We start from the raw sequence: 13,353 nt of genomic DNA on the forward strand, positions 1-13,353 counted from the left end.
AAACCTCATTATAACGAACAAGAGATTAATCGTGCTGATTCATTTGAAAAATGTACTAGGCTCAAAAGAGTTGTTAAAAGTACAAGAACTGATGACCAATGCTAATTATGTTGATGGGAAGCTAAGCGCTGGTTCGGTGGCTAGTCAAGTAAAGCATAATCAAGAGATAGCTTGCGATGATCCTATAGTCGAAGCCTTAAATAATATTGTGATGGGGAATTTGGTAAGGCATAAAACTTATCAACGAGCGGCTTTGCCGTTAAAGGTGGCAAGCCCATTTTATGCCTGTTACCAGCAAGGTATGCATTATGGAGAACATATTGATGATCCGGTCATGGGCTCAGGTAATAATCCAAAATATCGTTCTGATCTAGCATTGACTATATTTTTAAATCAGCCTGATCATTATCAAGGTGGTGAGTTATTGATACAAACAGATTATGGCCAGCAACAAATTAAATACCCTGCGGGCGATGCTGTGATGTACCCAGCAACCACGCGTCACAAAGTAGCGCAAGTGATATCGGGTAAACGAATGGTTGCTGTGACATGGGTGCAAAGTTTGATTAAAGACGCTGAGCAAAGAGCATTGTTGTATCAACTTGCTTGTGCGCGTGAAAAATTATTACGTAAGCAGTCTGGTGAAGAGCATACCAAGCAAGTTGATTTGGTTTATGTGAACCTTGTGCGTAAGTGGAGTGAACTCTAAAAAATTTATATTATGGATTTAAAGTCTTTAATTCGAGATATTCCAGATTTTCCAAAACCAGGAATCATGTTTCGTGATATCACAACTTTATTGCAAGATCATCAAGGGCTAAGTTATGTCATAGATCATTTTGCGAATAATTTCTCGGAGCATCAAGTGGATTATATTATTGCAATTGAGTCTCGTGGATTCATATTGGGTGCGCCGCTTGCATATCATTTGGGTGCTGGTTTTGTTCCAGTTCGTAAATCAGGGAAGTTGCCCGCAAAAGTACATTCGGTTGATTATGAACTAGAATATGGTGCTGATAGTCTTGAAATTCATAGAGATGCCATTAAACCCGGCAGCAAAGTGTTAGTTGTTGATGATGTCATTGCTACGGGAGGTACGGCAGCAGCGACGGCTAAGCTACTTGATCAATTTGACTGTGAGCTATTAGGATTTGCTTTTATTGTTGAGCTAACTGCTTTGGCAGGGAGAGATATACTACCTGTCGCACCTGTACATTCTATCGTTAAGTATTAGTTGATAGGAATATATTGTGAGCTTACTCGCAAAAGTAATGGCGTTGTAGAGCTAATATATTGTCATAAAGTACTAACAGCGATGCAACATGAAGGATTTAACTAAAAATAGCAGGCTTACGGAGCAAGAGCGGCGAAATTTAAATTCGACAGCCGAAGCGGATGTGTTAGAACGTAGAAAGAGGCCTGATCGAAGACTGGCTGGGTTAGATGTGCGAGTAATAGATGTGACTGAAACTGCCTTTTTGAATTTCATTCATCAACTCATACCAAAGAAGTAGCGTGCGCTATATTATTATTCTTGCGTGAGTTTTTAAGTCCGGTTGTATTTGCAGGAATAAACCAATAGCAGCTAGCTTGTGCTAGTGTGATTTTGTTCCCTTAATGGGTTTCTAATATGGTTTAAAAACCTGCAGTTCTAATATCTTCTAAGTTTAATTTATCACTATCTGAATTTAGTCCAGGCTCTTCATCAGTTTTTTTTGCTGATGTAATAGATTCTGATGAATCACTATATTCTTCTTCTAAGCTATCTACAGGGCGTTGATCTTCTTTAGACATTTATCTTTCCTCACAATTTTAGAATTTTCACGCAGTAAAAATTCTATATAAGTTAGGTTACATTAAGCTTAAATTTATGTAAGTTTTTCGTGTGATAGTTCACAATTTTGTACTGTTCAATTGAGAACTAGTTGGTAAATTTTTAATGAGAATACATAGTTGTATTTGAGTGTATTGTTGAAATAAATTAAAGATATTAATTTACAATGAGTTATTAGTTCTCATTAGAGCTTAACTTTAAGAATAAAGCGTGAAAGCTTAGTGCATAAAAAAGCCGCGACTGGCGCGGCTTTTTAAACAAATGTCTTAGAGTGAATTAAGCGTGCGAACCTTTTTCACCGTGTGCATCATCAACAACATCCATGGCCAGTTTAGAATACTCTTCGCGGTAGCCACTTAATTCAGCACCATCTTCGGGTGTGAAGTATTCTTCAGCAGAAACGCCACGAGCACGATCTAGCTCGATAAATTTCTTTTGCATTTCTAACATTTTTTTAATTTTGTCTTGCTTAGAGCTCATGGGCCCTCCGAAAGTAATTTAATTCAAATTCTGTAAATAAATATTAATTCATATTGTCGGGATGTTATGTATCCCGATAGAGAGTATGTGAACTAGTAGCCGCCTTTACGTCGGCTTTCTGGTAGTCCACCGATTCTGCCGCCTTGCTTGCTGGGGTCGCCAGGGAACAGATCATAGAGTGTTTTTGCATTAATGCTTTTATCACCCCATAGTTTGGTCATTGCTTTAACCATGTTGCGTGTATTTGGTTGATTGCCTGCATTATTAATAAATTCATCACGCAAGTAGTTGACCACGTCCCAATGTCTGTCAGTCAATTCGACGCCTTCTTCCTTGGCGATGACTTCAGCAAGTGCTTCTGACCAGTCTTCAATATTGGTTAGGAATCCGCTTGGTGTGGTTTCAATAGACTTTCCATCAACTTCAATTGACATAATTTATTCTCCTAACAACTTAACTTTATATATGTGTTCAATAATTTTCAGGGCGTTATTTTTCCTGTGTCTCATTGACCGCGTCAATACCCTTATGAGGTAAAAATAGCCCGCAGCCGAATTTTCTGCCTACTCCAAGCCCTTGTTGTTGGAGCAGTACTGACTCTGTAACATCAATGCCGTCAATCATCAGGCTGCGAGTGCCGAGAGTTCTATCTGGAAAGCGCATGCTTGTCGCTCGACCACTCATCATTTTTTTTGGTCTAATATTTTTTTCGGCGAGTAATTTGACCATTTCATTTAAAAAGTTGCTCTCATCTTCTATGTGTTCTGCCAATACATAGCGCGCGAAAATAGTGGTTAATTTAGATAGTTTTCTAATAGTTGGTTTGGAGAATTCGATTGATGCATTGCAAACATTAATAGTCTTGCCATTGAGTGTTTGCACATCTTCTATTTGTTCTTTTGGTGTGCGGATAGTAAAGAGTGTACGTCGCGATGGATAAATGAGTTCGTCAGGGTCAGTTGGGCGAATCCAACCGTTACCAGATTCGGCGCCATGAATAAGGTGTATACCGGTGTATTCATTGTTTTCTATCCACGGTAATTCCTTAATTATTGCTGTAGACAGTTGGTGTGCATGATCTAGTGGTAAATGTGCACATTTGATTTTGAAGTTGACGTCAACAATATCATCAGGCACTTCATAAATAGCTTCACTGTTGGTGTCATCGTTCCAAAACATGATTTAGCTTGGCCGCGCAGAGGTAAATACAGATTCAAGAATATCCTCCCATTCTTCTGGAGTATCTTTAAAAGGCGGTCTTACATCCATTTGGAAAAATATTTCGCCTTGTCGAGCACGTTTTTCTAGTTCAGCTTTTAATTCATCAAAGCTTTGCATGCCGTGATCCTGCATAAGAATTTCACTTAATGAGAGCATTATTTATTGACCATTAAATAATCTATTAAAGGAACGAGCACGATACATGACTCGTTGTTTCTGAGGAATATTCCCATTTGTAAAGGCGCTACGTCCATGAAGTATATTGTTACAGATCAATCCTTCCCCAGGTTGTAGTATGTAATGAATGACGAAAACACTATCCGTGAGTAACTCTTCTATCATACTGACTGCCTGCTGAACCCTGCTATCTTGCTTCCAATCAATACTGCGGGATCTGGAGGTATAACGCATTTGTAATGTATTGCTTGAGCTATCTCGATAGAAAACAGGTCCAATTTGAGCAGGACGTACTTGTTGGCCATTTTCGATATTAGCAGGAATTCTCAGCGCGTCAGGTTGCATTAAAGCTGCCACCAGGTCAGGATTTTTATCATGCAGTTGAATGTAAATAAGCTCATGATTAATAAGCATATTTTCTCCTCCTGAAGGCGCATTTTGAATGCAATGAAGAAGAAATGAGCGAATATGTTCATGTATAGCGTTGTAGTAGCCATCAGTATGCCAATTAAGTGCATTGGCTGTGTAGGGGATATAGCCACGTGCGCGACCTAAGTCCATGACTTTTATGGAAGAAATACTGTCATTATCAGCACATAGGTTTTGGTCGAGTGCACTCATACCTATTTGGTCAGCCATTTTTCTGATCGATGCTTTATTTGCGAGTGATGGTTGCTGGAGGCTGTATATAGCAAAATTGTCGTGCTGGCATTGTTTACTCAGACTTTCAAGCTCTTGTTGCGATAAGGATGCTGGGTTTTGAATAGCTACAGGCTGCAATTGAGTCTGGATAGTGCGATGAGCCAACTTAGATTCCCGCCATTTTGAATAGTCTGTTTCGAAGTCGAGCATAAGTGAAGAGCTAATTAAGTTTGAATAGTTTGCGAGCTGGTTAACGTTTTGCTTATTTATATATTACGACGACCAAACTCTAACATTAATTCAAGGTAGTTTGATTAACCAAAGTTGTAACTGGAATGTCTCTGTAACTAACTGTTATATATGTATAAAATATAGTTTAAGTCAGCCTGTTAGTAAGGGGTTATTATAAAATTTTATGTCGCTATATCCCTGTTGAGATAAGTTAGGTAACCCCCCGCACCCCATAGGTAGGATTTTGATCTTTACCCGTCAACTCTAGACTCCTATCCCATACACAGCCGGTGGATTAGGCTGTTCTGCGCGTGGAATAAAATAACCCCCAAGTTATAAATTAACTGGTGAATAGGAGAAATAAAAATGGCTGACCAGCATCATGATACCCCAATGCTTGATGAGTTAGAAAATGGACCATGGCCTAGTTTCATATCTGGAATCAAGCGTCTTCGTGATAAGCATGACGACACTAGAATCAATGGCATGGCAAATGACTTATTAGGTCAGTTAGAGCACTCATACGAAACTCGTAAGGGTTACTGGAAAGGTGGAACAGTCAGTGTATTCGGATACGGATCAGGCATTATTCCAAGATTTTCAGAAGTAGGTAGCTCATTCCCAGAGTCAAAAGAATTTCACACATTACGTGTCCAGCCACCTGCAGGTAACTACTACACTACTGACATGCTTCGTCAGCTAGGTGATAGCTGGGAAAAATGGGGGTCAGGTCTAGTCACATTCCACGGCCAAACAGGCAATATTATGTTTATCGGTACTTCAACCGAAAATACACAACACTTCTTTGATGAGATTAATGAATACGGTTGGGACTTGGGTGGCGCAGGCCCATGTGTTCGAACAGGTATGTCTTGTGTAGGTGCTGCACGTTGCGAGATGTCTGGTTTAGATGAAATGAAAATTCATCGTACTCTTCTTAATAACTTCACTGATGATGTTCACCGTCCAGCACTTCCATATAAGTTCAAGTTCAAAGTATCTGGATGTGGTAATGACTGCATGAACTCTATTGAGCGTTCTGACTTTGCGATTATTGGTACTTGGCGCGATGACATGAAAGTAGACCAAGAAGAAGTTAAAAAATTCGTGGCACGCAAAGGCCGTGAATATGTAATTGATAATGTTATTACACGTTGCCCCACTAAAGCGTTGTCATTAAAAGATGACGATACTATGGATGTTGATAATCGTAACTGTGTTCGTTGTATGCATTGCATGAACGTCATGGTGAAAGCACTCTCGCCAGGTGACGACCAAGGTGCAACTATTCTTATTGGTGGAAAGCGTACACTTAAGATTGGTGATTTAATGGGAACTGTCGTTGTTCCATTCATGAAGCTTGAGACTGAAGAAGATTATGAAAAGCTAACTGAAATGGCTGAAGAGACTATCGACTTCTGGGCAGAGAATGGTCTAGAGCACGAGCGCTGTGGTGAGATGGTAGAGCGTATTGGTCTGGTAAACTTCTTAGAAGGCGTTGGTATCGAAGTTGATCCAAACATGGTCAACGATCCTCGCCAAAGTTCATATGTCCGTATGGATGGCTGGGATGAAGAAGCTGAGAAGTGGTTTAACCGAAAAGCAGAAGAGAAAGCAGCAAGCTAATTTTGCACATCGAAAAAAAGAATTTTAATTTCTATTATTTTAAGTCACTAAAGCCTGCGCACCAATGCAGGCTTTTAGTTCGGAGATAAAAAACAATGGCACAAGATCATCGACCACCTATTGAATCAGGATGTCCAGACGGCTTCCAATATATGCATCCAGTTATGCGCAAGAATTACGGCGATTGGGATTATCATGAGCATCCGCGACCGGGTGTTTTATTACACGTAGCAAAAAATGGCGATCAAATTTGGACTGTACGTGCAGGTACACAACGTATCCTTGATGTATTCACACTGCGCACGCTATGTGATATCGGTGATAAGTTTGCAGATGGATATGTACGTTTCACTATTCGTTCAAACATTGAATACATGGTGGCAGACGAAGCAAAAGTACAACCAATGATTGATGCTTTAGAAGCAGAAGGTTTTGTTGTTGGTGGTACTAAGAACTCAGTTGCAATGATTTCTCATACTCAAGGTTGGTTGCATTGTGATATTCCAGGCACTGACGCATCAGGTGTTGTTAAGGCAATGATGGATGAGCTTATTGATGAGTTCAAAGAAAACAACATGCCTAACCGCGTACATATCACAACATCTTGCTGCCAAATTAACTGTGGTGGCCAAGGTGATATTGCAATTAACGTTCAGCACACTAAGCCGCCGAAGATTAATCACGACTTAGTATCAAACGTATGTGAGCGACCTTCAGTGGTTGCGCGTTGCCCAGTAGCAGCGATTAGACCAGCATTGGTAAATGGTAAGCCTTCTTTAGAAGTAGATGAGAAGAAGTGCATCTGTTGTGGTGCTTGCTTCCCACCATGCCCTCCAATGCAAATTAATGATGCAGAACATTCAAAATTAGCAGTTTGGGTCGGTGGTAATCACTCAAATGCTCGTGGAAAGCCTACATTCCAAAAACTTGTTGCTGCTGGTATCCCCAACAACCCGCCTCGATGGCCTGAAGCAACAGCGATAGTTAAACGTATTCTTCGTGCTTATAAAGAAGATGCACGTGATTGGGAAAGAATTAACGATTGGGTTGAGCGCGTAGGTTGGCCTCGATTCTTTGAGTTAACAGGACTTCCATTTACCAAGTTCCATATTGATAACTGGAGAGGTGCACGTCGAAGCCTTAACTCTTCAACCCATATTCGTTTCTAAGGTAAGGGAGTTTATTGGTGAAATTTGGAATATTAGTTAATGAAGGCCCTTACACACATCAGGCCTCTGACTCGGCGTTTGAATTTGCTAAAGCAGCGATTGAAAAAGGCCACGAAGTATTTCGTGTTTTCTTCTATCATGACGGCGTGAATAACGGTACTTCACTTGCAGTTCCTCCGCAAGATGATCGCCATATACCGAATAGATGGTCCGAGCTAGCGAAAGATCACAGCGTTGATTTAGTGCTGTGTGTCGCAGCAGCGCAACGTCGCGGCATGTTAGATGAAGACGAAGCTAAGCGTAATGGTAAAACTTCAAATAACGTAGCAGAAGGGTTTCGTATTTCTGGACTTGGCCAGTTAATCGAAGCTGGAATTCAAGCAGACCGTATGGTCGTGTTTGGCGACTAGTTAAGGGAGATTTATTATGGAAGACGGTGATCAAGTCATAAAAAAATTCATGTATATGAACCGTAAGGCCCCTTACGGAACAATCTACGCATTAGAATCTTTAGAGGTTGTATTAATTGCTGCAGCATTTGATCAAGACGTTAGTCTTGTATTTGCAGATGACGGTGTTTACCAGCTTATGAAGGGTCAAAATACAGATGATATTGGGATGAAAAACTTTTCTCCTACTTACTCTGCATTAGGTGATTACGACATTAAAAAGATTTACATCGAAAAAGAATCTTTAGATGAGCGTGGATTATCATTAGAAGATTTACAAGATTTAAAGTACGAAGATGAAGATGATGATTGGGCAGAGAAAGATTCCATTCATCTTGTTTCACGCGAAGAACTTGCTGAAGTGATTGATCAGCAAGATGTCGTATTTAGTTTTTAGAGGATCACGTATATGGCAATGCTACATACAGTTAATAAAAGCCCATTCGAAAGAAATTCACTTGAGTCTTGCTTGCGTTTAGCTAAGTCGGGTAGTTCTGTACTGCTGACTGAAGACGGTGTCGTTGGTGCAATGCAGGGTACTAAGTATTCAAAAAACGTTGCAGATGCAATGACAAATGTTTCTTTTTATGTGCTTGGTCCAGACTTGAAAGCACGTGGATTAAGTGAAAGCAACATTGTGGATGGTGTCAAAGTAGTGGATTACAGCGGTTTTGTCGATTTAGCAGCAGAGCACGAATCAGTGCAAGCTTGGCTGTAATTTATAAATTATTGGTTCTTGTTATTACAACTAAGAATCTAGATTTGCGATTAGCAATAAAACGATAGGAGATATCACATGGCAATAGAAGTCGATGGTCAAAGTTATGAGACTGATGAAGAGGGTTACTTAGCGGATTTGAATCAATGGAGACCTGAGCTTGCAACAGCTATGGCTGATGCTGATGGCGCACCTCTTGATGAAAATCACTGGGAAGTAATCAACTTTCTTCGTGAGTACTATGAAGAGTATCAAATTGCTCCAGCAGTACGTGTACTAACCAAAGCAATTGGTAAGAAATTAGGTAAAGATAAAGGTAATAGTAAATATTTATATGAATTATTTCCTTATGGTCCTGCAAAGCAAGCATGTAAATATGCGGGTCTTCCTAAGCCAACTGGCTGCGTATAGGTTAGTTTGTTGAAACCGAGTAAGCATTTGTTTACTCGGTTTTGTTTCAAATACGCTTTAGTATTTTTATAAAATGTCTATTTTATTTGCTATATTATTTTATGCTGCAACAGCTATCTTAGTGTTTGGTCTTGCGTATCGTATCCGCAAATATATTAAAACCCCCGCGCCACTTAAAATTCCTACTACACCTGCTCCAACGTCGACACCGGGTGTTGCGTTTCGCATGATAAAAGAAATTACTATTTTTGAAAGCCTATTTAAATCCAACAAATGGATTTGGTTGTTTGGATGGTTATTTCACTTCGGCATGCTATTGGTTTTATTACGCCACCTGCGTTACTTCACCGATCCAGTATGGTGGTGGGTTTCATTGCTGCAACCATTTGGTAAGTATGCATCGATTGCCATGCTTGTAGGATTAGGTGGGTTATTGCTTAGACGTATTGTAGTAGATCGCGTTCGTTATATTTCGGCACCTTCAGATTATTTAATGTTATTGCTTATTATTGGTATTGGTGCAACAGGTGCGTTAATGACATTTGTGACTCATACAGACATTGTTACATTGAAATCATACATGTTAGGTTTGATGGTGTTCGATATAAGAACCATGCCTACTGATACAATTTTAGTTATTCATCTATCATTAGTGATTTTATTGATGGCAATATTCCCAATTTCTAAACTGTTACATGCGCCGGGCGTATTCTTTAGCCCTACACGAAATCAGGTTGATAATCCACGTGAAAAGAGACATATCTCTGCATGGGCAATCAAGTTGGAATCTTCCAAATAAGAAATTAAAAGAGTAGAAGAATGGCCGCCGCTAAATTTGATGTCCCAGAGTTAAAGGAATATCCCATTATTCCAAAGTTGCAAAAAGATGCGATGGCGCACAGCGCTCCTTATGTAGCTAAAGAACAGTTTCAAACACAGTTAGGTTATCCGGGTGAGTTAGTTGACAATTGGCAACAAGTTGCCATAGATAAAATGGGCGAGCTAACAGAAAAATACCGTTCGCTACAAGTGTTTCTTGATTCATGTGTTAAGTGTGGAGCTTGCACTGATAAATGTCATTACTATTTGGGTACTACTGATCCTAAGAACATGCCAGTAGCACGCCAAGATTTATTCAGAAAAGTTTACCGTCGCTATTACACTCTGGCAGGCAAATTAGTGCCTAAGCTAGTGGGCGCAGAAGATCTGACTGAAGAAGTACTTGATGATTGGTATACCTATTTCCATCAGTGTTCACAATGTCGTCGCTGTTCTGTGTATTGTCCATATGGAATTGATACTGCAGAAATTTCTATGGCTGCACGTGAAGTTATGGATGCCGTCGGTAAAGGACAAAAATATTGCAATGAGATTATTGGTAAGGCTCAAACCTTAGGTAACAACTTAGGGTTACCAGAACCTGCGTTGATTGATACTTTAGAAGGTCTAGAGGAAGACATCGAAGACGAAACAGGCGTGCAGGTTAAAATGCCATTGGATGTAAAGGGCGCTGATGTTTTGTTGATTACTCCATCTGCTGATTTTTTTGCAGAGCCACATATTGATGGTTTGATTGGTTACGCAAAAGTGTTTCATGAGGCGGGAATTTCTTGGACGATGAGTTCCTATGCAAGTGAAGCTGCTAATTTTGGTATGTTCATTGGAAGTTACGAGAATATGCAGAAACTGGCTTTACGTATTCGTCAGGCAGCACTTGATTTAGGTGTAAAGCGTATTGTGTTTGGAGAATGTGGACACGCATGGCGTGTTGCGTATAGTTTTTTAAATACACTAGCAGGACCATTTGATTTCTTAGATTCAAACTATCCTGTACCACAGCATATTTGTGAGGTAACTCATGGTCTGATTCAAGATGGGAAACTCAATTTAGATAAATCTAGAAACGACCACATGGTTTTAACGTATCACGATTCATGTAATGTCGCGCGAGCATCACGCATGGGCGACACAGCAGGAGGTCAATTCACCATTCCTCGCGACATTATCAAAGCAAGTTGTAATCATTTTTATGATATGCCTGAGCATGCCATTAAAGAAGGCACTTACTGCTGCGGTGGTGGAGGCGGATTGTTAACAGATGATTTAATTGAATTGCGAGTGAAGGGTGCTATGCCTCGAATGCAAGCACTTAAACAAGTCACAGAGCAGAACGGTGTGACCCATATGGCAGCAATTTGTGCGATATGTAAAAGCCAGTTCTCTAAAGTATTTCCATATTACGATTTCCAGATGGACCAGATTGTTAGTGTCCATCAACTCGTCAGTAACGCCATTGTTTTAACCGGTCAAACAGATGGTGATAGTGATGATGAAGATTCAAAAGACGCTGAAGAAGCGGCTTAAACAAGTTAAACGATATTAGCTAACTAGGAGCAAAGTTATGGCTACATCAAAGGATGAGATGTCTTATAAATTAACATTTCGGAAGTATGATGATGGTGATCACCAATGGGGAAATTTTGGGGATCAAATTTTTGAAGGCGATGCGTCTCATAAATGCCCTACTTATGTTCACCGTACTCCACCTTGCCAAGGCAGCTGTCCTTCAGGTGAAGATATTCGCGGGTGGTTAGACATTGTTCGAGGCATAGAGGCTCCACCAGAAGGTGTGACAATGCAGGAATATGCATTCCGTCGCTCAACAGATGCAAATCCATTCCCATCCATGATGGGCCGCGTATGTCCAGCACCCTGCCAAGATGGTTGTAACCGAAACCATGTGGAAGATTTTGTAGGCATAAACTCTGTGGAACAATACATTGGTGACACTGCGACAAAAGAAGACTTTAAGTTTGAAGCACCAGCTAAATTAAGCGGCAAAAAAGTTGCCATTATTGGTGGTGGTCCTGCTGGATTAGCAGCAGCTTACCAATTACGTCGAAAAGGCCATGCCAGCATCATTTTTGACGATCATGATGAGTTAGGAGGAATGTTTAAGTACGGCATTCCTGGTTACCGCACACCACGTGATTTCTTGGATGCAGAAATCCAAAGAATTTTAGATCTAGGTGATATTGAGGTTCGTTTAAATACCCGTGTTGGACGTGATATACCTTTAGCAGATTTAGAAAATGACTATGATGCTGTTGTTTGGGCACTAGGATGTCAAACAGGTCGAAGTCTTCCAGTGCCAAACGGTGATGCACCAAACTGCGTTGCGGGCGTTAAATTCTTAGAGGCATTTAACAAGGGTATATTAAAAGTTACTGCAGACCGCGTTGTATGTGTTGGTGGTGGTGATACATCAATTGACGTTGTGTCTGTTGCACGCCGTCTTGGGAAAATTTCTAAACTAGATAAGAAAGAGGCACCAGAGCATGTGATTGGTGGCTATGTTGCACATGATGCAGCATATGCGGCTGCACGAGAAGGTGCTGAAGTTACGTTAACTTCATTATTCGAACGTGAAGGAATGACTGCAGCCGAGCATGAAGTTCATGATGCGCTTCATGAGGGTGTACGTATTGATAATGGTGTTATGCCAGTAGAAGTTATTTTGAATGATGAAGGTCGTGCAACTGCTTTAAGAATGGCGAAATGTAAGATGGAAGATGGGCGACCTACACCCGTTGAAGGCACTGAATATGATATTGAGTGTGATTTGATTGTGTCTGCAATTGGTCAAGGTGGAGACTTGGAAGGTTTAGAAGATTTTGATAACGGTCGTGGTTTGATTGAGGCAGATAAGCATTATCAAGTGCCAGGTAAAGAAGGTCACTTTGTATGTGGCGATATAATTCGCCCACACTTGCTTACAACTGCAATTGGCCAAGCATCAATTTGCGCAGATAGTGTAGATTTTTATCTCAAAGGACAAGAGTTTGCAAAACGCCCTAAAGTTGATGTGCACCATTTTAGTTTATTAGAGAAATTACAAGAGTCTGGTTTAGAACCAGAAGATTATGAGTCAGGTGAATTCCGAGGTACTGATGAAGCGGGTTTCTCAGTACATAATTACGAAGATCGCTCAGCTCAAGAGATTATTTCAGCAGACCGATTATTTTTAGGGCATTTTGAATTCACGCCTCGCGTATTACGTGATTCACATGGACCGGATTCCGAACAGGTTCTAGGTCATTTTGAAGAGCGTATGATTGGCTTAAGTGAAGAACAAGCAGTCGAAGAAGCAGGTCGTTGCATGAGTTGTGGCATGTGCTTTGAGTGTGATAACTGTGTGATTTATTGTCCACAGGATGCGGTATTCCGTGTTAAAAAAGATCAAACAACCACTGGACGTTACGTAGATACTAACTACGATAAGTGTATTGGTTGTCATATCTGTGCTGATGTGTGCCCTACAGGTTATATAGATATGGCGTTAGGCGATCACTAGAAAATCAGAGCTTTTAAATTTTTATTTGTAACTATGCATAA

General features: G+C 40.4%; 18 protein-coding genes. 12 read left to right on the forward strand and 6 right to left on the reverse strand.

Translation table 11 applies throughout. The features are described from left to right. Positions 1-31: 31 nt before the first annotated feature. From R8G33_11415 to R8G33_11425, 3 genes are all read left to right on the forward strand, one after another. Positions 32-709: a Fe2+-dependent dioxygenase gene (locus R8G33_11415; GenBank protein ID MDW3096273.1), complete on the forward strand. Its 678-nt coding sequence runs from the start codon at positions 32-34 to the stop codon at positions 707-709. Between the two features lie 12 nt (positions 710-721). Next, complete coding sequence (locus tag R8G33_11420) at positions 722-1,234, forward strand: adenine phosphoribosyltransferase (GenBank protein ID MDW3096274.1); 513 nt, start codon at positions 722-724, stop codon at positions 1,232-1,234. 88 nt (positions 1,235-1,322) lie between these two features. After that, on the forward strand, positions 1,323-1,514 hold the full coding sequence (locus R8G33_11425; protein ID MDW3096275.1) for a hypothetical protein: 192 nt from the start codon (positions 1,323-1,325) through the stop codon (positions 1,512-1,514). A gap of 121 nt (positions 1,515-1,635) precedes the next feature. Here R8G33_11425 and R8G33_11430 read toward each other — a convergent pair whose 3' ends face one another. From R8G33_11430 to R8G33_11455, 6 genes are all read right to left on the reverse strand, one after another. Further along, positions 1,636-1,794 carry a hypothetical protein gene (locus tag R8G33_11430; protein MDW3096276.1) on the reverse strand — a complete coding sequence of 53 codons (159 nt, stop codon included), beginning with the start codon at positions 1,792-1,794 and terminating at the stop codon, positions 1,636-1,638. Between the two features lie 316 nt (positions 1,795-2,110). Beyond that, entirely contained in the window at positions 2,111-2,314 is a 204-nt protein-coding gene (locus R8G33_11435; GenBank protein ID MDW3096277.1) for a hypothetical protein, read from the reverse strand. A gap of 92 nt (positions 2,315-2,406) precedes the next feature. After that, complete coding sequence (locus tag R8G33_11440) at positions 2,407-2,748, reverse strand: TusE/DsrC/DsvC family sulfur relay protein (GenBank protein MDW3096278.1); 342 nt, start codon at positions 2,746-2,748, stop codon at positions 2,407-2,409. A 55-nt stretch (positions 2,749-2,803) separates the two neighbouring features. After that, entirely contained in the window at positions 2,804-3,493 is a 690-nt protein-coding gene (gene cas6, locus R8G33_11445; protein MDW3096279.1) for a type I-MYXAN CRISPR-associated protein Cas6/Cmx6, read from the reverse strand. Positions 3,494-3,496: 3 nt separating this feature from the next. Continuing rightward, positions 3,497-3,691, reverse strand: a complete 195-nt coding sequence (locus tag R8G33_11450) for a sulfur relay protein DsrC (protein ID MDW3096280.1) — start codon at positions 3,689-3,691, stop codon at positions 3,497-3,499. 3 nt (positions 3,692-3,694) lie between these two features. Beyond that, the gene (locus tag R8G33_11455; GenBank protein MDW3096281.1) at positions 3,695-4,564 is read right to left on the reverse strand and encodes a TauD/TfdA family dioxygenase; all 870 of its coding nucleotides are present in this window, start codon (positions 4,562-4,564) and stop codon (positions 3,695-3,697) included. Between the two features lie 387 nt (positions 4,565-4,951). On the opposite strand from R8G33_11455, the gene dsrA reads away from it, so the two are divergent. The 9 genes from dsrA to R8G33_11500 all read left to right on the forward strand — a co-directional run bounded on the left by dsrA (position 4,952) and on the right by R8G33_11500 (position 13,312). Beyond that, positions 4,952-6,211, forward strand: a complete 1,260-nt coding sequence (dsrA, locus tag R8G33_11460; GenBank protein ID MDW3096282.1) for a dissimilatory-type sulfite reductase subunit alpha — start codon at positions 4,952-4,954, stop codon at positions 6,209-6,211. Between the two features lie 95 nt (positions 6,212-6,306). After that, positions 6,307-7,380, forward strand: a complete 1,074-nt coding sequence (dsrB, locus tag R8G33_11465; protein MDW3096283.1) for a dissimilatory-type sulfite reductase subunit beta — start codon at positions 6,307-6,309, stop codon at positions 7,378-7,380. 17 nt (positions 7,381-7,397) lie between these two features. Continuing rightward, positions 7,398-7,790, forward strand: coding sequence for a sulfurtransferase complex subunit TusD (gene tusD / locus R8G33_11470; protein MDW3096284.1), 393 nt, complete (start codon positions 7,398-7,400; stop codon positions 7,788-7,790). Positions 7,791-7,806: 16 nt separating this feature from the next. After that, positions 7,807-8,226, forward strand: coding sequence for a sulfurtransferase complex subunit TusC (gene tusC, locus R8G33_11475; protein ID MDW3096285.1), 420 nt, complete (start codon positions 7,807-7,809; stop codon positions 8,224-8,226). A 12-nt stretch (positions 8,227-8,238) separates the two neighbouring features. Then, complete coding sequence (gene tusB / locus R8G33_11480) at positions 8,239-8,547, forward strand: sulfurtransferase complex subunit TusB (GenBank protein MDW3096286.1); 309 nt, start codon at positions 8,239-8,241, stop codon at positions 8,545-8,547. A gap of 78 nt (positions 8,548-8,625) precedes the next feature. Beyond that, positions 8,626-8,958, forward strand: a complete 333-nt coding sequence (locus tag R8G33_11485) for a TusE/DsrC/DsvC family sulfur relay protein (GenBank protein ID MDW3096287.1) — start codon at positions 8,626-8,628, stop codon at positions 8,956-8,958. A 73-nt stretch (positions 8,959-9,031) separates the two neighbouring features. Then, a complete protein-coding gene (locus tag R8G33_11490) occupies positions 9,032-9,757 on the forward strand; it encodes a respiratory nitrate reductase subunit gamma (protein MDW3096288.1) in 726 nt (241 codons plus the stop codon). 20 nt (positions 9,758-9,777) lie between these two features. Beyond that, positions 9,778-11,322, forward strand: a complete 1,545-nt coding sequence (locus R8G33_11495) for a (Fe-S)-binding protein (GenBank protein MDW3096289.1) — start codon at positions 9,778-9,780, stop codon at positions 11,320-11,322. A 37-nt stretch (positions 11,323-11,359) separates the two neighbouring features. After that, entirely contained in the window at positions 11,360-13,312 is a 1,953-nt protein-coding gene (locus R8G33_11500; GenBank protein MDW3096290.1) for an NAD(P)-binding protein, read from the forward strand. Positions 13,313-13,353: the final 41 nt, after the last annotated feature.

This window comes from Gammaproteobacteria bacterium (assembly GCA_033344735.1).
Classification (GTDB): Bacteria; Pseudomonadota; Gammaproteobacteria; order UBA4575; family UBA4575; genus UBA1858.